Here is a 21,535-nt window from a genome sequence, read left to right on the forward strand (position 1 = left end):
CCAATCTCATCACGGCTATTGAGTTCGACCCGCCGAGTCAAATCCCCCTCACCCGCCGCCCAGTCATTCAAAACAGCAATCAAGGTATGCAGCTTGCTGACCACTCGCCGCCCCAGCACCAAGGCCAACACCAGCAGAATCAACACCGCCACGACCACCAGCCCCATGCTGATGTTCCAGCGCAAACCGGCTGCGGCTTGCTGCACCACCTGGCGACTGCTCTGCTCCATACCGCCAGCCGCCTCCCGCGCAACGCTCAACCGCGCCGCCAGGGCGTCCGCACTGCTGGTGGCCGCACCACTCAAACTATCGGAAACCAACTCCCCACTGCTGTCGATAAGGCTGACGAAACGCTGATCCAGCTTCGCCAGCTCCTCATCCACCGACGCAGTGGAAACCCCCAACAGGACCTTGCCGATATCCGAGCCCATCGGGCTGATCGTCGCCTCGGCGATATACACGCCCGGATCATTGGCGGCAGCCTGCAGCACCTTATCCAGCGCACCACCACCCTCACCCTTGGCCATCAGCGCACGCACGCGGGAATCCTGCCGATTGAGGTGACGCGTCAGGCGCTCGCCTTGCGCGTCAAGGTACACCGCAAACAGCACCGCCGGATTGCGATGCGCACCACGCACCAACTCGGTCAGCGCCGGTACATCGGCATCCCAAATCGCCTTCGGCGCAACGGCCGATAAAAGCTGCGCCAACTCGTCCGCCGAACGCTTTAGGTTGCTATCCAGCACACCGCGAATCTGCGCCTGCTCCTCAGCCAACCGCGCGGAAAGGCCTTTGGCCAACTGCGCTTGGGTACGGGCAGAAAGACTGTCCAGCCCGCCACGCACTTCATCACCAGCCTTGGCCAGCTCATCCACCAGACGCGCCGTATCAGCCTGCATGCCCTTGGCCAGATCGGCCTCAAGCGTTGCCACCGTGGTACGGGTCAACGCCACCGCCACAACAACCTGAACCAGCAAGGCCACACCCAGCGCCAGAAACACCGGCAACAACAAACGACTGCGCAGCACAGAAATAATGGCGAACACGGCAGACACTCCTAACAGCGGTAATGCCTATAACGGCGGGGAAGCTGATTTATAAAGGCTAGCTCGGATATTTTTACGCGGACCAGAAACGACAAAGGGCCGCCAATTGGCGACCCTTTGTGCACTGCCTGTGACTATCAGGCAAACGGATGACGCAACACAATAGTCTCGTTGCGGTCCGGGCCGGTGGAAACGATATCAATCGGGGCACCGACCAACTCTTCCACACGCTTGATATAAGCACGTGCAGCGGCTGGCAGCTCATCAAGGGTTTTCGCACCCAAAGTCGACTCACTCCAACCCGGCATTTCCTCGTAAACCGGCTGCAGACCCAGGTAGCTGTCAGCATCAGTCGGCGCATCAACCAACACATCGCCATTCTGATCTTTGTAGCCAACACAGATCCGGATGGTTTCCAGACCGTCGAGCACGTCCAGCTTGGTCAGGCACAGACCGGAGATGCTGTTGATCTCGATAGCGCGACGCAGGATCACCGCATCAAACCAACCGCAACGGCGCGCGCGACCGGTGGTGGAACCGAATTCGTGACCACGCTTGGCGAGGAACGCGCCGGTTTCGTCGAACAGCTCTGTCGGGAACGGACCCGAGCCAACGCGGGTGGTGTAGGCCTTGGTGATACCGAGGATGTAATCCAGGTACATCGGACCAAAACCGGAACCGGTAGCGATACCGCCCGCCGTGGTGTTGGAGCTGGTGACGTAGGGGTAGGTGCCGTGGTCGATATCCAGCAGCGAGCCCTGGGCGCCTTCGAACATTATGTCCTTGCCCCCACGGCGCATGTCATGCAGCACGGCGGTTACGTCGGTCATCATCGGTTTGAGCAGCTCGGCGTACTCCATGCACTCGTCGAGCGTCTTCTGGAAATCGATGGCCGGCTCTTTATAGTAATTGACCAGGACGAAGTTGTGGTAGTCCAGCAGCTCACCGAGCTTGGCGGCGAAACGCTCACGGTGGAACAGATCACCAATACGCAGACCGCGGCGCGCCACCTTGTCTTCATAAGCCGGGCCAATGCCACGGCCGGTGGTGCCGATCTTGGCATCGCCACGGGCTTTCTCACGAGCCTGATCGAGGGCCACGTGGTACGGCAGGATCAGCGGGCAGGACGGGCTAATACGCAGACGCTCGCGCACCGGCACACCCTTTTCTTCCAGCTTGATGATTTCACGCATCAGCGCATCAGGCGCAACCACCACGCCATTGCCGATCAGGCATTGCACGTTTTCGCGCAGGATGCCGGAGGGGATCAGGTGCAGAACGGTTTTTTCGCCGTCGATCACCAGGGTGTGGCCAGCATTGTGGCCACCCTGATAACGCACAACAGCTGCAGCCTGTTCGGTCAGCAGGTCGACGATCTTGCCCTTGCCTTCATCGCCCCACTGGGTGCCCAGGACTACGACATTCTTACCCATAACACTAACCCTCTTCGCAAACTTGATGCCGGCCATTGCCGACGGAAACTTTTCGCACGACTGCTTAGGCTGTCAACGCAGCCAACTGCCAGTGGCCATCACGTAACAGCAATTGGCGATCACATCCTGCAGCTTCGGCGTCGGCCGCGACCTGCCCAGGCAATGCCTGAACCACGCGCTGACCGTCCTGGCGCAAGCGCACAATCGCCTGCCACAAAAACACATCATGGTTATCCGGCGCCCAGATACCGGCGGGCTCTTCACCCAACTGCATCTGCCCCAGGCTTACCAGGGTTTTCAGGTCGGTGGAGAAGCCTGTCGCCGGACGCGCACGACCGAAATCGGCGCCGATGTCGTCATAACGGCCGCCCTGGGCGATGGCATACCCCACACCCGGGACAAAGGCCGCGAATACCACACCCGTGTGGTAGTGATAGCCACGCAGCTCGCCCAGATCGAAGTACAGCGGTAATTCCGGGTAGCGCAAGCTCAGCGCATCGGCAATCGCCATCAGGTCATCAAGTGCAGCATGCACATCGTCCGGCGCATCAACCAGACATGCCTGAGCCAGGTCCAGCACTTCACGACCACCGCACAACTCGCTGAGTGCGCGCAGCATCTTGCGCAGGTCATCCGGCAGGCTTTCGGTCAGCTCAGCGACCTCATCCATCGCCTTGCGCTGCAGCGCGTCGAACAACTGCTGCTCGACCTCGCCGGACAGCTCTGCGGCACGCGCCAGGCCACGATAGATGCCGACATGACCAAGATCCATGTGCACATCCGGCACCGCAGCCAGCTCAAGAGTGTTGACCAGCAGGCTGATCACTTCCACATCGCTAGCCGGACTGGCGTCACCATACAGTTCGGCACCCAACTGGATCGGGCTGCGCGAGGTGGTCAGCGCACGCGGCTGGGCATGCACCACGCTTCCGGCGTAGCACAGACGGCTCGGCCCTTCGCGGCGCAGGGTATGCGCATCAATACGCGCCACCTGCGGCGTGATGTCGGCACGAAAGCCCATCTGCCGACCGGACAACGGGTCGGTCACCTTGAAGGTGCGCAGATCCAGGTCCTGGCCCGCGCCAGTCAGCAGCGATTCCAGGTACTCGATATGCGGAGTGACCACAAATTCATAGCCCCAGCGCTGGAACAGATCCAGCACCTGGCGGCGCGCCACTTCAATACGCCCTGCGTACGGCGGCAGTACTTCTTCGATGCCATCTGGCAGTAGCCAGCGGTCTACCGTTGCCATTTCGCCATTCCCCTCTTGAACCGGGCGGCACAAGCCTTCAGTGAAGCCAATAAAGGACGATTGTTCCCAGCAACATGCTGGCCAACCCCAGCAGACGCAGCTGCCTGTCAGACAGCTGCGTCAGTTGTAAAAGCGTGTCACGCCAATGGCGCGGACACAGGAAGGGCAGGATGCCTTCCAGCACCAGCACGAGACACAACGCGACGCCTAATTCCTGCCACATGCTTCCCACAGACGCAAAAAAGCCGGGATTTTCCCGGCTGCCGCATGATACCACGTTTTCCACAAGGATCACCCCGACGGCTACCCGCCGGGGTGATGACTCAAGGCTTGGACTTCTCCAGATAGCGGAAGAAGTCGCTGCTCGGATCCAGCACCAGCACATCACGCTTATCGGCGAAGCTCTCGCGATAAGCCCTCAGGCTGCGATAGAACGAATAAAACTCCTGGTCCATGCCATATGCCTTGGAGTAGATCGCTGCGGCCTGGGCATCGCCCTCACCGCGCAGCTCTTCAGCCTGGCGGTAAGCATCGGCTAGCAACACGCGACGCTGGCGGTCGGCGTCGGCGCGAATACCTTCGGCCAACTCCTTACCCTTGGCGCGGTGCTCACGAGCCTCACGCTCACGCTCGGAGCTCATGCGATCAAACACACTGCGGTTAACTTCCTTCGGCAGGTCGATGGCCTTGACGCGCACGTCCACCACCTCGATGCCAAGCTCTTTTTGCGCGGCACGATTCAGCGATGCAGTCACATCCGCCATCAGCGCATCGCGCTCACCGGATACCGACTCATGCAGGGTGCGCTTACCGAACTGATCACGCAGCGACGCCTCAAGACGACGCGCGAGACGCTCGTCGGCAATCTGCTTCATACCTGAAGTCGCAGTGTAAAAACGCTCAGCATCCAGCACTCGCCACTTGGCGAAGGCATCAACCATCAGCGCTTTCTTTTCCAGGGTGAGGAAACGCGAGCTGGTGGAGTCCAAGGTCAGCAGACGCGCATCGAACTTGCGCACCTGGTTGACGTACGGAATCTTCACATGCAGGCCCGGCTGTACGTCCGGCTGAACGATACGACCGAACTGCAGCAGTACCGCACGCTCAGTCTGCGAGACGATATAGAAGCTATTCCAGGCGACCAGCGCCAGCACCACGCCAACAATAAGGGCGATCAGCGATTTATTGCTCATCAACGGCTCTCCCTTGTACGCAGTTCAACCTGACGCGGATCAATGCTTACCCGCGAGCCGGCGTCTGCAGTACCCGCAGCGCCAGATATCGAGCTAGGCGCAGACGTGCTGCGACCATCGATCATCTTGTCCAGCGGCAGGTAAAGCAGGTTGTTCTGCCCCTTGTCGCCAGTCACCAGCACCTTGCTGGTATTAGTCATCAGCTCTTGCATGGTATCCAGATACAGACGCTCACGAGTGACCTCTGGCGCCTTGCGGTACTCAGTGACCAATGCAGTGAAGCGATCCGCCTCACCCTGGGCGCGGGAAACCACTTCATCACGGTAACCGTTGGCATCCTCAATCAGGCGCTGTGCCTGACCACGGGCCTCCGGCACCACGCCATTGGCGTAGGTTTCCGCCTGATTCTTCTCACGCTGCTCGTCTTCACGGGCGCGGATCACGTCATCGAAGGCCTCCTGCACCTCACGCGGCGCCGCCGCACTCTGCAGGTTGACCTGAGTAACCGTGATACCGGTGCGGTAGTTATCGAGGAAGCGCTGCAAACGCTCCTTGACCTCGCTAGCCATCAGCTCACGACCTTCGGTGAGCACCTGATCCATCTCGGTGGAGCCCACCACGTGGCGCACGGCGCTGTCGGTCGCATGCTGCAGACTGACTTCCGGCTGATCAACGTTGAGGACGAAATCCTGCAAGTTGCTGACCCGGTACTGCACGGTCAACGGCACTTCGATGATGTTTTCGTCTTCGGTCAACATCTGCCCCTGCTTGCTGTAAGCACGCTCGCGGGTGACGTTTTCCTGAAACTTGCGATCAATCGGCGGGAAATAGATATTCAGGCCCGGGCCGACTGTTTCGTAATACTTGCCGAAGCGCAGCACCACGGCCTGCTCCTGCTCATCAACGACATAGATCGCGCTGTACAGCCAGATCGCAGCCAGCAGCCCCAGGCCCACGAACAGCAAACCGAAGCCGCCGCCATTGCCCGAACCAGTCTCACTGCCTCGTTTCTTGCCGCCACCGAACAGCCCATTAAGGCTCTCCTGCAGCTTGCGGAAGGCCTCATCGATATCCGGAGGCCCCTTGCGATCACCGTTCTTACGGCCACCCCACGGGTCCTGATTATTCGAGTTGCCACCCGGCTCATTCCAAGCCATAGCGCTCTCCATCTGATAAAGCAAAGACGCGCCCACGGCGCGCCCGCCAATGCTACAGAATGCATGCAACCAGCGGCAAAGTCGCTGATGCAGGCTTTATTGCAAAGTGTGTTGCTCGATAAATTCCTGCGGTTTCAGCCCTTCACGACTGACCAGCCGATTCAGTTCGATACGCGGTAAACGCACGGCCAACAGACTGCTACCGTCCTCGGCATGCGACTCGCTCTGCACCGAGCCCAAAGCGAAGAACTGTGCGCGCAAACGCCCCAGGCGCTGCGGCAGCTGCAATGTACCGACAAACAGGTCGTCACCCAACAGCTCTGCTATCGCCTGACGCAGCAGCGGCAAGCCGCGCCCATCACGCGCCGAGAGCCAGACCCGCTGCGGCTTGCCGTCGGCATCGCGCTGAATCTGCGGCTCCACACTCTCAAGCAGGTCGAGCTTGTTATACACCTCAAGCATCGGCAGCTCATGGGCACCGATCTCACCCAGCACCGCCAACACCTGCTCGATCTGCTGATCGCGCTCAGGCTCGTGGGAGTCGATCACGTGCAGCAGCAGATCGGAATTGCTCGATTCCTCAAGGGTCGCGCGGAATGCCTCGACCAGCTTGTGCGGCAAATGCCGGATAAAACCCACGGTATCGGCCAGCACAATCGGCCCCAGATCATCCAGCTCCAGACGGCGCAGGGTGGGATCGAGGGTGGCGAATAGTTGGTCGGCCGCGTACACGTCAGAGGTGGTCAGGGAGTTGAACAGGGTCGACTTGCCGGCATTGGTGTAACCCACCAGCGATACCGAAGGAATATCCGCACGCTGGCGGCCGCGCCGCGCCTGCTCACGCTGGCTGCGCACCTTCTCGAGCTTTTGTTTGATCTGGCGAATCCGCACGCGCAACAGGCGGCGGTCGGTTTCCAGCTGGGTTTCACCCGGGCCGCGCAGGCCGATACCACCCTTCTGCCGCTCGAGGTGGGTCCAGCCGCGCACCAGCCGCGTACTCATATGATCGAGCTGGGCCAGCTCGACCTGCAACTTGCCTTCATGGGTACGCGCGCGCTGAGCAAAAATGTCGAGAATCAGACCAGTACGGTCCAATACCCGGCACTCAAAAGCACGCTCAAGGTTACGTTCCTGACTGGGTGTGAGGACGTGATTGAAGATAACCAGATCAGCCTCGGCGGCCTTGACCTGATCACGCAGCTCTTCAACTTTACCGCTGCCGATCAGGTACTTGGCCGTCAGCCGATTGCTCGGAACACTGAGGAACGCGACAGTTTCAGCACCGGCGGAGATAGCCAGTTCCTGAAACTCCTGCGGATCCTCGCGCGCCTCGGAATTTTGGCCGTCCAGATGTACCAGAATGGCCCGCTCTCCACCTTCATGGCGCTCGAAGAACAATGCAGCCTCCTAAATCAGGCGTTACCAGGCTCAGCTTCAGCTTGCTCGGTTTCGCTGGCGCTCGGCAGACGCACCGGACGGCTAGGCACTACAGTGGAAATGGCGTGTTTATAGACCATCTGGCTGACAGTGTTTTTCAGCAAAATCACGAACTGGTCGAAAGATTCGATCTGGCCTTGCAGCTTGATGCCGTTAACCAAATAAATAGAAACCGGGACGCGTTCCTTACGCAAGGTATTCAGGTAAGGGTCTTGTAGCGAATGCCCTTTTGACATGTGCCGCACTCCTTTAAGGATCAATTTTCAATAATTTTTAGTAAACCAACGAACGGCTTAAAGCCGTCGTACCCCCAAGAGTAGACGGCCAACGGCAAGGTCTCAGGTCAATATGGAGACCGCTGCCAGGTATTTCAAGGCACGCGGCAGATTGTCACAGTCGACACTATCGAGCCAGTGCACATCCTGCTGCCAACCGCGTAACCAGGTGAACTGTCGCTTGGCCAACTGGCGCGTGGCGATAATACCGCGCTCCTGCATTTGCTCAGCGCTGAGGTTGCCGTCCAGATAATCCCAGACTTGGCGATAACCCACCGCCCGTATAGACGGTAGACCAACGTGCAAGTCACTTCGCTGACGCAGGCGTTCGACCTCGGCAACCAGTCCCTGTTCCAACATCAGGCGAAATCGCAGGGCAATTCGCTCGTGCAACAGCTGCCTTTGCGCCGGAGCAATGGCCAATTGCGCCACAGTATAGGGGAATTGGCGCGCCGCCGATGCGCCAGCAGCAGTATTTTCTGCCGCCTGACGCTGGCGATGAACGGTCATGCTTTGCCCACTGACGTGATAGACCTCAAGGGCGCGAATCAAACGCTGCGGGTCATTGGGGTGGATACGCGCAGCCGATTCTGGATCGACCGCCCGCAGCTCAGCATGCAGCACTTCCCAACCTTCGGCCTGGGCGCGCGCCTCCAGCCCGGCGCGCAACGTCGCATCGGCGCTGGGCATTTCCGCCAGACCTTCAAGCAAAGCCTTGAAATACAACATGGTGCCGCCCACCAGCAGCGGAATGCGCCCGCGCGCGGTGATGTCGGCCATGGCGGCCAGGGCATCGGCCCGAAACTCGGCTGCCGAATAACTCTCGGCCGGATCACGGATATCGATCAGGCGATGCGGAAACTCGGCCAGCGTGGCCTTATCCGGCTTGGCCGTACCGATGTCCATATCACGGTAAATAAGCGCGGAATCGACGCTGATCAACTCGCACGGCAGCACCCGCGCCAGCTCAATGGCCAGATCGGTTTTACCGGCTGCGGTCGGCCCCATCAGGAAGATCGCCGGAGGCAGGCGCTCGGACATGCTTATAACTCTCTAAATGGCACGGCGCTCAGCGGCCGCGCAGGAACAGCTTGTCCAGGTCATCCATACCCATCTGCGTCCAGGTCGGACGGCCATGGTTACACTGACCACTGCGCTCGGTGTGCTCCATATCGCGCAGCAAGGCATTCATTTCCGGCAAGGTCAGGCGCCGGTTGGCGCGTACAGCCCCATGACAGGCCATGGTGCCGAGCAGCTCATTGAGATGCGCCTGAATGCGGTCGGTAGTGCCGTATTCGAGCAAATCACCCAGCACATCCTGAACCAGGCGAGTGGCCTCGGCCTGTTTGAGCAACGCTGGAATCTGCCGAATTGCCAGGGTTTCCGGGCCCAAGCGCTGTAATTCAAAGCCAAGCTTCTGGAACCACTCCGCGTGCTCTTCGGCGCAGTCCGCTTCACGCTGACTCACCGCAATCGACTCAGGCACCAACAATGGCTGGCCGCGCAGGCCTTCACTGGCCATGGCCACCTTGAGCCGTTCATAGGTGATGCGCTCATGGGCGGCATGCATATCCACCACCACCAGGCCTTGCACGTTCTCGGCAAGGATATAGATGCCCTTGAGCTGGGCAATCGCGTAACCCAGCGGTGGAATATCCCCTTGCGCATCCGGCAGGGCTGCTGGCGTCGGCGTATTGGCTAGCGGGGTGAAATATTCACGATAAGCGCCTTGAGCCTCGGCGGCCGGCAGCGGGGTTTCCGGGCGGTAGCCCTGATAGCCGGCACCTGGCGAGCGCCAAACGGATGGATTGGGCGCAGGCTCAAGCAGACTGGCGGCCAAGCCGATTTCACCCTGCGGGCCAAACTCGCCAGCCGCCTGCCCGGTAGGGCGCACCATCTCTGCCGCCACCGCTGGAGCAGCGAGCTGATCCTCCGGACGCACCTCACCCAGGGCTCGGTGCAGCGTGCCGTAGAGGAAGTCATGCACCATGCGGCCATCACGGAAGCGCACTTCGTGCTTGGTCGGGTGCACGTTGACGTCTACCACCGACGGATCGATTTCCAGAAACAGCACAAAGGTCGGATGGCGACCATTGAACAGCACGTCGCGGTAGGCCTGGCGCACCGCATGGGCGACCAGTTTGTCGCGCACCATGCGCCCGTTCACATAGAAATACTGCAGATCCGCCTGACTGCGCGAAAAGGTCGGCAAGCCCACCCAGCCCCACAGATGCAGGCCATTGCGCTCGATATCGATGGGCAGCGCCTGCTCGAGAAACGCCGGACCGCAAACCGAAGCCACGCGCCGCGCGCGGCTCTGCTCATCCGGCGCTTCGTGCAGACCGAGCACGGTCTTGCCGTTGTGGCGCAGGTGGAAGGCCACATCGAAGCGCGCCAGGGCCAGGCGCTTGATCACTTCCTGCAGGTGATCGAACTCGGTTTTTTCGGTCTTCAGAAACTTGCGCCGCGCCGGGGTATTGAAGAACAGGTCGCGCACTTCCACCGAGGTACCAACCGGATGGGCTGCGGGCTGAACCCGAGGCTGCATATCACGGCCTTCGGTTTCCACCTGCCAGGCCTGCTCGGCACCCTCGGTACGTGAGGTCAACGTCAGGCGTGCGACGGAGCTGATCGACGCCAGCGCCTCACCACGGAAGCCCAGGCTCATGACCTGTTCCAGGTCTTCCAGCTCGCGGATCTTGCTGGTGGCGTGGCGGGCCAGTGCGAGCGGCAAGTCATCCGGAGAGATGCCGCTGCCGTTATCACGCACCTTGAGCAACTTCACGCCACCCTGCTCAACATCCACCTCAATGCGCTTGGCGCCGGAGTCCAGGCTGTTTTCCAACAGTTCCTTGATTACCGAGGCCGGACGCTCGACCACCTCACCGGCAGCAATCTGGTTCGCCAGCCGCGGGCTGAGCAGCTGGATACGCGCGGCTTCACTCATGGCTGCACAGCCAGAGCAGTGGCGGGAACCTGCAAACGCTGACCGACCTTGATTACATCGCTTTTCAGCGAGTTGGTACTGCGCAGCACTGCCAGGCTGACCTGATAGCGCTGCGCAATCAGCGCCAGACTTTCGCCGGAGCTGACCACATGCTCGCGCGGGCCGAGGGCAATCTTGCCGTTATCGCGCAGCCAGGCCACGTGAGTGCCAGGCGGCGGATTTTCATGAAAGAACTGCCGCACGCCTGTGACGATCGAGCGCGCCAGCGCTTGCTGATGGCTGGCACTGGACAGTTTGCGGGCTTCATTGGGATTGGAGATAAATCCGGTTTCCACGAGGATCGACGGAATATCCGGCGATTTCAGCACCATAAAGCCGGCCTGCTCTACCCGCCGCTTATGCAGCGGCGTCACCCGCCCCATATTGCCCAGCACCTTATTGCCGACGTTCAGGCTGGATGACAACGATGCCGTCATCGACAAGTCGAGCAGCACCCCAGCGAGCATCTTGTCCTTGTCGTCCAGGCTGACGTTGCCGGCACCGCCGATCAGATCGGACTGGTTTTCCGCATCTGCCAGCCAGCGCGCGGTCTCCGAGGTGGCGCCACGATCGGACAGCGCATACACCGACGCACCGAATGCAGCGGCACGCGGTGCAGCATCGGCATGGATGGAAACAAACAGATCGGCGCCCTTCTTGCGGGCAATCTCAGTGCGTTTACGCAGTGGAATAAAGTAGTCCCCCGTACGCACCAACTCAGCACGGAAGCCCTTCTCGGCATTGATCTGCCGCTGCAGCTCCTTGGAAATCGCCAAGGTCACGTGCTTTTCATACTGGCCTTTGACCGGCGACAGTGCGCCTGGGTCTTCACCGCCGTGGCCGGCGTCGATGGCAATCACAATATCGCGCTTGCCATTGGGCACGGGCGTCAGCTTCGGCGGAGCCTGTGTCGGCGTTACCGGCACCTGAGGGGCAGTGGTCACAGGCGTGGAGGGCAGGCTGGGCGCAGCGCCACTTTCCTGGTCAAACAGATCAACCACCAAGCGATGGCCATACTGCTGATTCGGAGCCAGGGTAAAGCTCTTCGGCGTCACCGCTGCTGACAGGTCGATCACCACGCGCAGGTCATTCGGGGTGCGCTGCGCCGAGCGTACGCCGGTGATCGGTGTGTTACTCAAGGTCAGCTGATCGAAGCTAGTGGCCAGCTTGGCGCCACTGACATCAATAACGATACGATTGGGCGCGGACAGCAGAAACACGCTGTGCTGGACAGGGCCGGACAGGTCAAACACCAGGCGCGTGTTATCCGGCGCACGCCACAAGCGGACACTGCGCACATCCGAAGCGGCCATTACATCGGCGACCAGCGCCACCAATGCCACTCCAATTGCGATGAAACGCGCGCCTATGCGCATAGCCAACCCCATAATAAATTCATGCCCCGACGGCCAACGTGGCGCACCAGGCGGTGCCGCGTTCGCCTTGCGCCCGCAGATGCAGCGCCCGGCCGGCTCCGTGCGGGCTAATGGTAATGTCCAGGTCAGCCTTTGGCAAAACGCCTGCGCCGCGTTGCGGCCACTCGACCAGACACAGCGCATCGCCTTCGAAATAGTCACGAATGCCGAGAAACTCCAGTTCCTCGGGGTCAACCAAGCGGTACAGGTCGAAGTGATAGGCCCTTACTGCACCTAACTCATAGGGTTCGACCAGGGTAAAGGTTGGGCTTTTCACCGCCCCGACATGCCCCAGGCCGCGAATGATGCCGCGCGACAAGGTGGTTTTACCGGCACCGAGATCGCCATGTAGGTAGATCACGCCAACGCCGCCGGTCGCCTCGGCGATGCGCGCGCCCAGCGCCAGCATCGCGTCCTCATCGGCGGCAAACAGTTCTAACTCAGACATGCAGACTGCTCCTGCAACAATTGACGAATAACCGCACACAAATCACTTGCCGCCAGACCACGGCCCTGCTGCGCCAACTGCTCACCCGCACAGGCATGCAGATAGACCGCTAGCTGGGCCGCCTCCAGCACCGGTAGCCCTTGGGCTAGCAGCGCACCGATCAAGCCGGCCAGCACATCGCCCAAGCCAGCGCCGGCCATGACGGGATGGCCGCGATCGCACAACCACAAACCACCATCCGGCGCAGCAATCAGGCTGCCAGCGCCTTTAAGCACGCATACCGTTTGATAGCGCCGGGCCAGGGCTCGTGCGGCGGCCGGACGATCAGCCTGCACCTCGGCCGTACTGATACCCAGCAAGCGCGCTGCCTCGCCGGGATGCGGCGTCAACACGGTACCTGCTGGTAACTGGATCTGCGCGTGCGCCAACAGGTTCAGCGCATCAGCATCCCACACCTGGGCAGCGCGGCTGACGGAAGCCGCCGACAGCAGACTGCGCCCCCACGCATCCTGCCCCAGCCCCGGCCCGACCACCCAGACGCTGGCATTCGCGGCCAGCGCCAGCAACTGATTGGCCGAGGCCACGCCAGCGGCCATTACCTCTGGTAAACGCGCCTGCGCTGCAGGCAAATGCTCACCACGGGTCGCCAGGCTGACCAACCCGGCACCGCCGCGCAAAGCGCTTTGCGCAGCGAGCAGGCCAGCACCGGCAAAGCCACGGTCACCGCCCACCACCAACACATGACCCAACTGGCCCTTGTGCACGCTGCGCGAACGCACGGGCAACCGCGGCAAACTGGCCAGCGCCAGGCGCTGCGCGGTAAAGGCTTGAGCAGCAACCAAGGCCGCTCCGGCCTGCAGCTCATCAAACTGCAACTCGCCCAGGTAATCCGCCGATTGCCCGGTAAACAGGCCCAGTTTGAGGCCAATCAGGGTGACCGTCAGTTCTGCACGCACGGCAACACCCAGCACCTGGCCGGTATCGGCGCAAAGCCCGGACGGAATATCCACCGCCAGCACCGGCAGACCGCTGACATTCAACAGGCGGATGACCTGGGCATAGGGTTCGCGCACCGCGCCTTGCAAACCCGTGCCAAGCAGCGCATCAAGCACCACGCCCTGCAGTTCGGCGCATTCGCTCCAGGGCTGCACCGCCACCCCGGCAGCCAGCGCCTGATCACGAGCCAGGGCAGCATCGCCCTGCAACTGCGCTGCATCGCCGACCGCCAGCACCTGCACCCGCCAGCCCGCACGCAGCGCCAATGCGGCCACGAGGTAGCCGTCACCGGCATTGTTGCCGCATCCGGCCAGCACCGTCAGCACACCGGCAGCCGGCCAGCGCCGACGCAGGGCACGCCAGATGGCATGTGCGGCGCGGCTCATCAGCTCGAGAGCTGGCGTGCCGGCCGCGATCAACCGCCCATCCAGCTCGCGCACTTGGGCGGCGCTGTACAGCGGCAGAGGAAGATTGTCAGGCGAATGCAGCATGCGTCGGCTCCGATGTCTGGCAGAATTATACCCACCTGCGCCCCGGTTACCCGCCATCATATGAAGACTGACACCCTTGACCTTGCCGTCCTCGCCCAGTCGATCAAAGACTGGGGCCGCGAGCTGGGCTTTCAGCAGGTCGGGATTGCCGACGTGCAACTGGGCGAGCACGAGGCGCACCTGCAGCGCTGGCTGGAAGCGGGCTATCAGGGCGAGATGGACTATATGGCCGCCCACGGCAGCAAACGTTCCCACCCGGACCAACTGGTGCCTGGCACCCTGCGCGTGGTGTCGTTGCGTATGGACTACCTGCCCGGCGACACGCAAATGGCCCAGCGCCTTGCCCAGCCGGAGAAGGCCTACGTGTCGCGCTACGCCCTGGGCCGCGATTACCACAAGCTGATCCGCAAGCGCCTGCAGCAGCTGGCCGAACGCATTCAGCAACAGATCGGCCCGTTCGGCTTTCGCGCCTTTGTCGACAGCGCGCCGGTGCTGGAAAAGGCCATCGCCGAACAGGCCGGGCTTGGCTGGATCGGCAAGAACACCCTGGTGCTCAACCGCAAGGCCGGCAGCTACTTCTTCCTTGGCGAACTGTTTGTCGACCTGCCACTGCCAGTGGATGAGCCGCATGCCACTGAGCACTGTGGGCGCTGTAAGGCCTGTATGGACATCTGCCCCACTGCCGCCTTTGTAGGGCCCTATGTGCTGGACGCGCGGCGCTGCATCTCCTACCTGACCATCGAACTCAAAGGTTCAATCCCTGAAGAGCTGCGTGCGCCCATCGGCAACCGGGTGTTTGGTTGTGATGACTGCCAGATGGTCTGCCCGTGGAACCGCTTTGCCAAACCCAGCGCACAGAGCGACTTCCAACCGCGCCATAGCCTGGACAATGCCGAGTTGGCCGAGCTGTTTGGCTGGAGCGAGGAAGAATTTCTCAGCCGTACCGAAGGCTCACCGCTGCGCCGCGCTGGCTACGAGCGCTGGCTGCGCAACCTGGCCGTGGGCCTGGGCAACGCGCCCTCCAGCATCCCGGTACTGGAAGCACTCAAGGCGCGCCGCGAACACCCCTCCGAATTAGTCCGCGAGCATGTCGAATGGGCGCTGACACGCCACGGCCTGTAACCGAACCCCTGAACGCGCAGAAAAAAAGCCCGCATTTGCGGGCTTTATCGTGCATCACACTTTAAGGAAGTGCTGGCGGTAATGCTTCAGCTCGGCGATGGACTCGCGGATATCGTCGAGCGCCTGGTGCGTGCCCTGCTTCTGGAACGACTCTTTGACCTGCGGCGCCCACATACCCGCAAGAATCTTCAGGGTCGATACATCCAGATAGCGGTAGTGGAAGTAGGCTTCCAGGTTCTGCATATATTTGTAGAGGAAGCGCCGGTCCTGACCGATGCTGTTGCCGCAGATCGGCGACTTGCCCTTCGGCACCCACTGCTCAAGGAAGGCGATGGTCATGGCTTCCGCTTCGGCCGGGCCGATGGTGCTTTCGCGTACGCGCTGGGTCAGGCCGCTCTGCCCGTGAGTACGGGTGTTCCACTCATCCATGCCGGCAAGCAGCTCATCATTCTGGTGCACGGCAATCACCGGCCCCTCGGCGAGAATGTTCAGATCGCTGTCGGTGACGATTGTGGCCATCTCGATGATGACGTCTGTTTCAGGCTCCAGACCGGTCATTTCCAGGTCGATCCAGATCAGGTTATTGGCGTTCTGCATGCGCGGCTCCTCAACTAAGGCCGACAGTTTAACAGGCCGCCGGAAAACTACTGCGCTCGGCTGACAGCATTGCGCTCAAGTCGCGCCGCGCATGCGCCACACCAGTAGCCGCGACTTGCGCCAGTCGTGCAATTCGATCTGCTGATCAGCAGGCTGCCCCGGCACCTCGAAAGTGTTGCTGATCAACAGGCTGCCAGCCGGCATCTGCGCGCAGGCCTTGGCCCACAGCTCGGGCATCGGCGCAGGAGACAGGAAGCAATACACCACATCAAATAGCGCCAGGTCGGTGCGCCAGAGGTTTTCGTAGCGTATCTGGCAATTGCTCTGGAAAAAGGCGCGCAACCAGGCGATGGCAAAGGACAGCGGCGCGGTCTCCACGCCGACAAACTGCGCCTGCGGATAATGGCGGGCCAAGCTCAGCAGCATACCGGCAGGACCGCAGCCCAGATCGATAAAGCGAAACTGCGCGGGTTGCTGGTCAAGCACTGCACGCAAATGCTGACGCGTACCGGCTGCAGTCAGGTACAACGGCACGCGCTCGCCAAAACTGTTCCAGTTGAGCAACAACAGCAGAAAGAACCCCCCAAGAAACACCCAGGAGGGCAGCGGCGCGCCACTGGCCAGCAGCAGCGCCGGGACAAACAGCAGATTCAACCCACACCACCAGCGCGACAATCCCAGATAGCGCGCCAGCGTGGCAGCCAGCAAGCCTTGCAGCAGACCGGCAGCCATCAGCGTCGGGCGCCAGGGTGACAGCTGAGCGATCAGGTACAGCGCCAAACCGACCAGCAGGGTCGCGCCCACTTGAGCAGACAAGGCCAGCAGCGCCGGATAATGGCGAACAACGCGCAGCATGCAGACTCCTCAACTGTCCGACCGATGATGCGCAGCAGTTTAGCCGTGCCAGCAGCCCAATAGGCAGCCCGTGCTAGACTCGCGACCGTTTATTGCGCAATTCAACTCTCGGAAGACCCATGGCCAAACGCCAACTCAACCGCCGGCAAAACTGGCGTATCGAAAAAATCCAGGGCGAGCGTGCTGCCCGCGCAGCCAAGCGCGAGTCGCAGGCCGTACAGATTCTTGAAGGCGGCGACCTCGGCCCAGAACAGACCGGCCTGGTCATCGCGCACTTCGGCGTACAGGTCGAAGTAGAAGCTCTGGATGGCGAGCTGGCCGGCCAGGTATTCCGTTGCCACCTGCGCGCCAACCTGCCGACCATGGTCACTGGTGACCAGGTGGTGTGGCGCGCCGGCAACCAGGGCATTGGCGTGATCGTCGCGCAATTGCCACGCAGCACCGAACTCTGTCGCCCGGATACCCGTGGCCAGCTCAAGCCCGTCGCGGCCAACGTCGACCTGATCGTGATAGTCTTCGCGCCGCTGCCTGAGCCCCACGCCAACCTGATCGACCGCTACCTGGTAGCCGCCGAGCACGCGAGCATCCGTCCGCTGCTGTTGCTGAACAAGACCGACCTGCTGGATGAGCAGAACGCCGTGGCACTCAACCGCATGCTCGGCGTGTACCGCGAGCTCGGCTATCCGCTGCTGGAAGTCTCGGCCCACGGCGGCGACGGCATGCAGCAGTTGCAACAGCAACTCGATGGCCATGTGAGCGTGTTCGTCGGCCAGTCCGGCGTCGGCAAATCATCGCTGGTCAACAGCCTGCTGCCGGAAGTCGATACCCGCGTTGGCCCGCTCTCCGAGCTGACCGGCAAAGGCACCCACACCACCACCACCGCGCGGCTGTTCCACTTCCCCGGCGGCGGCGAGCTGATCGACTCTCCAGGGATTCGCGAATTTGGCCTGGTGCATGTCAGCCGTGACGATGTCGAAGCCGGCTTTATCGAGTTTCACGACCTGATCGGCCAATGCCGCTTCCGCGACTGCAAGCACGACCGCGAGCCGGGTTGTGCCCTGCTCAAAGCCCTGGAAGATGGCCGCCTGCATCCGCAGCGTATGGCCAGTTACCGGCATATTCTGGCCAGCCTGCCAGAAGCCGAGTACTGAAAAATCGCCGGGAGCGATTTTTAATCGTCGCGCCGTGACGGCCCGCAGGGTGGCCGCCAGGGATGGCGGCCAGGGATGGCGGCCATCAACAAAAAAGGCCGCGACATGTCGCGGCCTTTTGCCTGTAGCTGCTGCTCACTCAGCGGGCTGATCGAACTGCAGCACGCCTTCTTCGAAGATATTCAAGCGCTCGCGCAATTGCCCATCCGGCAATGGATCACCAGGTGCGGCAGGTGGAGCCGCACCCGGTGTTACCGGCGCAGCGCCAGGCACTGCAGGCGCTTCGTCTGCCGCGGCATCGCTTTGCTCACCTTCGATGGCACGCTGCGCCTTCTTGGTCAGCACGACAATATCGATACGCCGATTGACCGGATTGAGCGGGTTTTCCCGATCAAACAAGGCCGACGAGGCATAGCCCACCACCCGCGCCACCTGCTCATCGTCATAACCGCCAGCAATCAGCACACGTCGCGCCGCATTGGCGCGATCAGACGACAGCTCCCAGTTGCCATAGCCGCCACGCCCGACAAAGGGCGCCGCATCGGTATGACCACTCACGCTGATCTTGTTCGGCACTGCGGCGATGGTGTCGGTCATGGCCAGCAGGATGTCCTCAAAATAGGGCTGCAAGCGCGCACTACCCGAAGCAAACATCGGCCGGTTTTCCGCGTCCATGATCTGGATACGCAGACCATCCTGGGTGATTTCGAAGAGAATCTGGTCCTTGAAATTCTGCAGCTGAGGATTTTCCTCAACCTTGTTCTGCAATTCCTGCAGCAATAACTCCAAACGCTCACGCTCGACTTCTTCGGCTATCGACTCGGCCTGCAACTTGTCCACATCCGCCTGGGCATCCTCGGCCGGGCTCTGCTCTTCCTGCGGCTCCGGGTTCAGGGTGCGATCAGGCGCCGGCGTCGGCGTGCCGCCCAGGTCAATCACATACGGGCTGGCACTTTCCGAGAACCCTACAGGGTCCTGAAAGTAGCCGGAAATCAGCTTCTTCTGCTCGGGGGTGGCCACCGTCATCAGCCACATCACCAGAAAGAACGCCATCATCGCCGTGGCAAAGTCAGCAAAGGCAATTTTCCAGGCACCGCCGTGATGGCCGCCGGCAACCTTTTTGACCCGTTTGACGATGATTGGCTGGTTGTTTTCCATGCTACGCCTTAGCCCCCACGCATGGCCTGTTCAAGCTCTGCAAAGCTCGGACGATGCGCCGGAAATAGCACTTTGCGGGAAAATTCCACGGCCAGTGATGGCGGCATACCGGAGGCCGAAGCGACCAGACCGGCCTTGATCGCTTCATAGACGTTCAGCTCTTCCTTGGCATCGTGCTCCAACGCCGCCGACAGGGGCCCGAAAAAGCCGTAGGAGGCCAGAATCCCGAAGAAGGTACCGACCAGCGCGGTGCCCACCTTCTGCCCGATCTCCGCGTTATCCGCTTCGGCGAGAATCGACATGGTGATCACAATACCCAGTACCGCCGCCACGATACCCATGGCTGGCATACCGTCGGCCACCTTGGCTACGGCATGCGCAGGGTGTTCGATGTCTTCCTTGAGGCTGGATATCTCCATATCGAACAGACCTTCCAGCTCATGCGGAGCCATGTTGCCGGAGGACATGATGCGCAGGTAATCGCAAATGAAGGCTGTCATCTGCTGATCTTTGAGGATGCCGGGGTACTTGCTGAAAATCGGGCTGGCGGCAGGGTCTTCAACATCGGCTTCAATAGCCATCATGCCTTCGCGGCGGCTCTTGTTGAGAATCTCGTACAGCAGCTTGAGCACATCAAGGTAATACGCATGGGTAAAGCGCGAACTGAACATGCTCAGCGACTTCTTGAACACATGCATAAAGGCGCTGCCGGGGTTGGCTTGCAGGAAAGCCCCTAACGCAGCACCACCGATGATCAATATCTCGAAGGGGTGAACCAAGGCCATAAACTGGCCGCCCGAGAGAATAAAACCGCCCAACACGCTGGCGAATACAACAATGATGCCGATGATTTTTGCCATAGAAAGAGACTTGCCAGAGAGGGTAGAAAGGGGCTTTGCAAAACAACCCTTCTATTTATCGGAAGTTTTGCGCGAGACTATAGCCAGTTAAGGTCAAAAGCCAGCTTGTCTCAACCCGCATGCCAAAGCCCGTCCACTATCCGCGCACCCTGACAGACTGGCTCAAGCAGCTGGACAGCCAGCTATTGCCTGCCTCCATCGACAGTCAGCAGAAGCTGCGACGCGCCCTGGCAGACAGTAATCGCTCCATGCGCGAGTTGGCGGATTTGATGCAAAATTGCCCAGCCTTGGCGCTGAGCGTCTTGCGTGAAGCCAACCGCAAGAGCAGCGGACTGAGCGAGCAAACCGAAAGCCTCGAAGCAGCGATCAGCCGCCTCGGCATCAAGCGCACCGAAGACCTGCTCAATGCCCTGCCCTCTCTGCCCGAGCAAGAGCTACCCAAAGCGCTGCGGCAAATTCTGCTAATCAGCCAGCATGCCAGCCACCAGGCCAACGGCCTGTTTGCCGGCCGCCTGGCGCGGCTGTGGCAAGAAGTACACTGGGGCAGCCTGCTGTTTCTCGCGCCGATCTGGACCTTGCTCGCCGCACACCCTGAGCTGTTCGACGTGTGGGAGCAGCGCGTGCTGGTCAAGGGCGAAGCCGCGAGCAAGGTGGAACAGGAGTTGCTGGGCGTACCGCTGCTGAAACTCTGCCTGGCCCTGAGCGAGCAATGGCATTTGCCGGAGTGGGTTACTCAGGGCTATCGGCTGCTGGTCAGCGACCGACGCCTGCTGGTCAAGGCACTGCATATCGCCCGCGACAATGAACATCCACTGCATCAGCAACAAATCCTCGACGCCGACAGCAACCTGCGCCGCTGGCTGACACAACCGGCCAACAGCATTCTGCTGGCCAACGGCCTGGCGCTGTCCGCGCACTATGCCTGGAACAGCCCGCACAGCCTGCGCTGGCAGCGCCTGACCGGTTTATTCCTGCAAGTACCGCTCGATAACGTGCAACAGCTGCTGCACCAGAACGCCGTCAGCAGCGCCCGACAGATGCCCGGCACCGACCTCTGGCACCCGGCCGAAGCGCTGCTCTGGCCATGGCAGGCGCGACACCTGCAAGCCATAGTCGAGCAGCCCAAGCCCGCAGTCATCAGCGAGTGGCGCCAGCAATGCGCGAAACTCCTCGCCCAACCCAGCGCATTCAGCAATGTCTTGCAGCTCACCGACTGCGCCAATCAGGCAATCCAGGCCTGCGGCATGCAGCGGGTACTGATTTTACTGGCCGACCGCAATCACACACGCCTGATGGCCCAGCAGCAGAGCGGCCTGGACAAAGCCGCCGCCAGCCTTAGCCTTGACCCGCAGCAAAGCCAGGTGCTGCGCCGTCTGCTCAGCGCCCCCGCGCAGCTAAAACTGAGCCCGACCAACATCGCGCAGTTTTCCGCCATGCTGCCAGGCTCGCTGAAAAGCCTGTTCCCCAGCGAGCATCTGCTGATTCGCTCGATCGCCAGCAACAACCGCGTGGTCATGCTGATCTTCGCCGATCAGGGCGGCCGGGCACTGAGCGATGCCAGCGTGCAGGGCTTCGGCAAAACCGTGCAATGCATTGAGCGCGCCCTGGCCAGCTTTGCCAACCGCGGGCGCTAGGCTTTCCGCTACAATCCGTCCCTTTCCCG

Annotated in this window: 19 protein-coding genes and 1 pseudogene; 3 read left to right on the forward strand and 17 right to left on the reverse strand. The window is 61.2% G+C overall.

Annotation, left to right across the window (positions count from 1 at the left end; translation table 11 throughout):
• Nucleotides 1-17: 17 nt before the first annotated feature.
• The 13 genes and pseudogenes from RHP75_RS21380 to RHP75_RS18310 form a co-directional block, all read right to left on the reverse strand.
• Nucleotides 18-899 (reverse strand): annotated as a pseudogene (locus tag RHP75_RS21380) (methyl-accepting chemotaxis protein); the annotation flags it as partial.
• Between the two features lie 284 nt (nucleotides 900-1,183).
• A complete protein-coding gene (locus RHP75_RS18255; protein ID WP_311089430.1) occupies nucleotides 1,184-2,479 on the reverse strand; it encodes an adenylosuccinate synthase in 1,296 nt (431 codons plus the stop codon).
• 64 nt (nucleotides 2,480-2,543) lie between these two features.
• Nucleotides 2,544-3,731 (reverse strand): ATP phosphoribosyltransferase regulatory subunit, encoded by a 1,188-nt coding sequence (locus RHP75_RS18260; RefSeq protein WP_311089431.1) that lies wholly within the window; start codon nucleotides 3,729-3,731, stop codon nucleotides 2,544-2,546.
• Between the two features lie 37 nt (nucleotides 3,732-3,768).
• On the reverse strand, nucleotides 3,769-3,954 hold the full coding sequence (locus RHP75_RS18265; RefSeq protein WP_311091988.1) for a DUF2065 domain-containing protein: 186 nt from the start codon (nucleotides 3,952-3,954) through the stop codon (nucleotides 3,769-3,771).
• Between the two features lie 100 nt (nucleotides 3,955-4,054).
• On the reverse strand, nucleotides 4,055-4,924 hold the full coding sequence (gene hflC, locus RHP75_RS18270) for a protease modulator HflC (protein WP_160013032.1): 870 nt from the start codon (nucleotides 4,922-4,924) through the stop codon (nucleotides 4,055-4,057).
• A complete protein-coding gene (gene hflK / locus RHP75_RS18275) occupies nucleotides 4,924-6,081 on the reverse strand; it encodes an FtsH protease activity modulator HflK (RefSeq protein WP_311089432.1) in 1,158 nt (385 codons plus the stop codon). Before hflK ends, hflC begins: the two co-directional genes overlap by 1 nt.
• A 96-nt stretch (nucleotides 6,082-6,177) precedes the next feature.
• Nucleotides 6,178-7,479 (reverse strand): ribosome rescue GTPase HflX, encoded by a 1,302-nt coding sequence (gene hflX / locus RHP75_RS18280; protein WP_311089433.1) that lies wholly within the window; start codon nucleotides 7,477-7,479, stop codon nucleotides 6,178-6,180.
• 14 nt (nucleotides 7,480-7,493) lie between these two features.
• Nucleotides 7,494-7,754 (reverse strand): RNA chaperone Hfq, encoded by a 261-nt coding sequence (gene hfq / locus RHP75_RS18285; RefSeq protein WP_090249679.1) that lies wholly within the window; start codon nucleotides 7,752-7,754, stop codon nucleotides 7,494-7,496.
• A 102-nt stretch (nucleotides 7,755-7,856) separates the two neighbouring features.
• On the reverse strand, nucleotides 7,857-8,834 hold the full coding sequence (gene miaA / locus RHP75_RS18290) for a tRNA (adenosine(37)-N6)-dimethylallyltransferase MiaA (RefSeq protein ID WP_311089434.1): 978 nt from the start codon (nucleotides 8,832-8,834) through the stop codon (nucleotides 7,857-7,859).
• Between the two features lie 28 nt (nucleotides 8,835-8,862).
• Nucleotides 8,863-10,740 (reverse strand): DNA mismatch repair endonuclease MutL, encoded by a 1,878-nt coding sequence (gene mutL, locus RHP75_RS18295; protein ID WP_311089435.1) that lies wholly within the window; start codon nucleotides 10,738-10,740, stop codon nucleotides 8,863-8,865.
• Nucleotides 10,737-12,167 carry an N-acetylmuramoyl-L-alanine amidase gene (locus tag RHP75_RS18300; protein ID WP_409079673.1) on the reverse strand — a complete coding sequence of 477 codons (1,431 nt, stop codon included), beginning with the start codon at nucleotides 12,165-12,167 and terminating at the stop codon, nucleotides 10,737-10,739. The genes mutL and RHP75_RS18300 overlap by 4 nt, the downstream gene beginning before the upstream one ends.
• 7 nt (nucleotides 12,168-12,174) lie before the next feature.
• Entirely contained in the window at nucleotides 12,175-12,642 is a 468-nt protein-coding gene (gene tsaE / locus RHP75_RS18305; protein WP_311089437.1) for a tRNA (adenosine(37)-N6)-threonylcarbamoyltransferase complex ATPase subunit type 1 TsaE, read from the reverse strand.
• Nucleotides 12,630-14,129, reverse strand: a complete 1,500-nt coding sequence (locus tag RHP75_RS18310; RefSeq protein ID WP_311089438.1) for an NAD(P)H-hydrate dehydratase — start codon at nucleotides 14,127-14,129, stop codon at nucleotides 12,630-12,632. The genes tsaE and RHP75_RS18310 overlap by 13 nt, the downstream gene beginning before the upstream one ends.
• 60 nt (nucleotides 14,130-14,189) lie before the next feature.
• Here RHP75_RS18310 and queG point away from each other — a divergent pair, with 60 nt between their 5' ends.
• The gene (gene queG, locus RHP75_RS18315; RefSeq protein WP_311089439.1) at nucleotides 14,190-15,251 is read left to right on the forward strand and encodes a tRNA epoxyqueuosine(34) reductase QueG; all 1,062 of its coding nucleotides are present in this window, start codon (nucleotides 14,190-14,192) and stop codon (nucleotides 15,249-15,251) included.
• 54 nt (nucleotides 15,252-15,305) lie between these two features.
• Here the strand turns inward: queG and orn are convergent, their stop codons facing one another.
• Both orn and RHP75_RS18325 read right to left on the reverse strand, forming a co-directional pair.
• Nucleotides 15,306-15,848 (reverse strand): oligoribonuclease, encoded by a 543-nt coding sequence (gene orn / locus RHP75_RS18320; RefSeq protein ID WP_311089440.1) that lies wholly within the window; start codon nucleotides 15,846-15,848, stop codon nucleotides 15,306-15,308.
• A 75-nt stretch (nucleotides 15,849-15,923) separates the two neighbouring features.
• Nucleotides 15,924-16,703: a class I SAM-dependent methyltransferase gene (locus RHP75_RS18325; RefSeq protein ID WP_311089441.1), complete on the reverse strand. Its 780-nt coding sequence runs from the start codon at nucleotides 16,701-16,703 to the stop codon at nucleotides 15,924-15,926.
• Between the two features lie 119 nt (nucleotides 16,704-16,822).
• On the opposite strand from RHP75_RS18325, the gene rsgA reads away from it, so the two are divergent.
• Nucleotides 16,823-17,854 carry a small ribosomal subunit biogenesis GTPase RsgA gene (gene rsgA / locus RHP75_RS18330; RefSeq protein ID WP_311089442.1) on the forward strand — a complete coding sequence of 344 codons (1,032 nt, stop codon included), beginning with the start codon at nucleotides 16,823-16,825 and terminating at the stop codon, nucleotides 17,852-17,854.
• A gap of 135 nt (nucleotides 17,855-17,989) precedes the next feature.
• Here the strand turns inward: rsgA and motB are convergent, their stop codons facing one another.
• A complete protein-coding gene (gene motB, locus RHP75_RS18335) occupies nucleotides 17,990-19,012 on the reverse strand; it encodes a flagellar motor protein MotB (RefSeq protein ID WP_311089443.1) in 1,023 nt (340 codons plus the stop codon).
• A gap of 8 nt (nucleotides 19,013-19,020) precedes the next feature.
• Complete coding sequence (gene motA / locus RHP75_RS18340) at nucleotides 19,021-19,872, reverse strand: flagellar motor stator protein MotA (protein ID WP_311089444.1); 852 nt, start codon at nucleotides 19,870-19,872, stop codon at nucleotides 19,021-19,023.
• Between the two features lie 119 nt (nucleotides 19,873-19,991).
• Between motA and RHP75_RS18345 the strand changes: the two genes are divergently transcribed.
• Nucleotides 19,992-21,506 (forward strand): HDOD domain-containing protein, encoded by a 1,515-nt coding sequence (locus tag RHP75_RS18345; protein WP_311089445.1) that lies wholly within the window; start codon nucleotides 19,992-19,994, stop codon nucleotides 21,504-21,506.
• The last annotated feature ends 29 nt before the right edge of the window (nucleotides 21,507-21,535 follow it).

It is taken from the genome of Pseudomonas sp. SG20056 (assembly GCF_031764535.1).
Classification (GTDB): Bacteria; Pseudomonadota; Gammaproteobacteria; order Pseudomonadales; family Pseudomonadaceae; genus Aquipseudomonas.

What these genes read in the sequence shown, in the direction of transcription:
- hflC (WP_160013032.1), bottom strand. Translation starts at nt 4,924, where the DNA reads ATGAGCAATAAATCGCTGATCGCCCTTATTGTTGGCGTGGTGCTGGCG.
- orn (WP_311089440.1), bottom strand. Translation starts at nt 15,848, where the DNA reads ATGCAGAACGCCAATAACCTGATCTGGATCGACCTGGAAATGACCGGT.
- RHP75_RS18255 (WP_311089430.1), bottom strand. Translation starts at nt 2,479, where the DNA reads ATGGGTAAGAATGTCGTAGTCCTGGGCACCCAGTGGGGCGATGAAGGC.
- rsgA (WP_311089442.1), top strand. Translation starts at nt 16,823, where the DNA reads ATGGCCAAACGCCAACTCAACCGCCGGCAAAACTGGCGTATCGAAAAA.
- RHP75_RS18265 (WP_311091988.1), bottom strand. Translation starts at nt 3,954, where the DNA reads ATGTGGCAGGAATTAGGCGTCGCGTTGTGTCTCGTGCTGGTGCTGGAA.
- RHP75_RS18325 (WP_311089441.1), bottom strand. Translation starts at nt 16,703, where the DNA reads ATGCTGCGCGTTGTTCGCCATTATCCGGCGCTGCTGGCCTTGTCTGCT.
- tsaE (WP_311089437.1), bottom strand. Translation starts at nt 12,642, where the DNA reads ATGTCTGAGTTAGAACTGTTTGCCGCCGATGAGGACGCGATGCTGGCG.
- RHP75_RS18260 (WP_311089431.1), bottom strand. Translation starts at nt 3,731, where the DNA reads ATGGCAACGGTAGACCGCTGGCTACTGCCAGATGGCATCGAAGAAGTA.
- RHP75_RS18310 (WP_311089438.1), bottom strand. Translation starts at nt 14,129, where the DNA reads ATGCTGCATTCGCCTGACAATCTTCCTCTGCCGCTGTACAGCGCCGCC.
- hflK (WP_311089432.1), bottom strand. Translation starts at nt 6,081, where the DNA reads ATGGCTTGGAATGAGCCGGGTGGCAACTCGAATAATCAGGACCCGTGG.
- RHP75_RS18345 (WP_311089445.1), top strand. Translation starts at nt 19,992, where the DNA reads ATGCCAAAGCCCGTCCACTATCCGCGCACCCTGACAGACTGGCTCAAG.
- miaA (WP_311089434.1), bottom strand. Translation starts at nt 8,834, where the DNA reads ATGTCCGAGCGCCTGCCTCCGGCGATCTTCCTGATGGGGCCGACCGCA.
- hfq (WP_090249679.1), bottom strand. Translation starts at nt 7,754, where the DNA reads ATGTCAAAAGGGCATTCGCTACAAGACCCTTACCTGAATACCTTGCGT.
- mutL (WP_311089435.1), bottom strand. Translation starts at nt 10,740, where the DNA reads ATGAGTGAAGCCGCGCGTATCCAGCTGCTCAGCCCGCGGCTGGCGAAC.
- motA (WP_311089444.1), bottom strand. Translation starts at nt 19,872, where the DNA reads ATGGCAAAAATCATCGGCATCATTGTTGTATTCGCCAGCGTGTTGGGC.
- RHP75_RS18300 (WP_409079673.1), bottom strand. Translation starts at nt 12,167, where the DNA reads ATGGGGTTGGCTATGCGCATAGGCGCGCGTTTCATCGCAATTGGAGTG.
- motB (WP_311089443.1), bottom strand. Translation starts at nt 19,012, where the DNA reads ATGGAAAACAACCAGCCAATCATCGTCAAACGGGTCAAAAAGGTTGCC.
- queG (WP_311089439.1), top strand. Translation starts at nt 14,190, where the DNA reads ATGAAGACTGACACCCTTGACCTTGCCGTCCTCGCCCAGTCGATCAAA.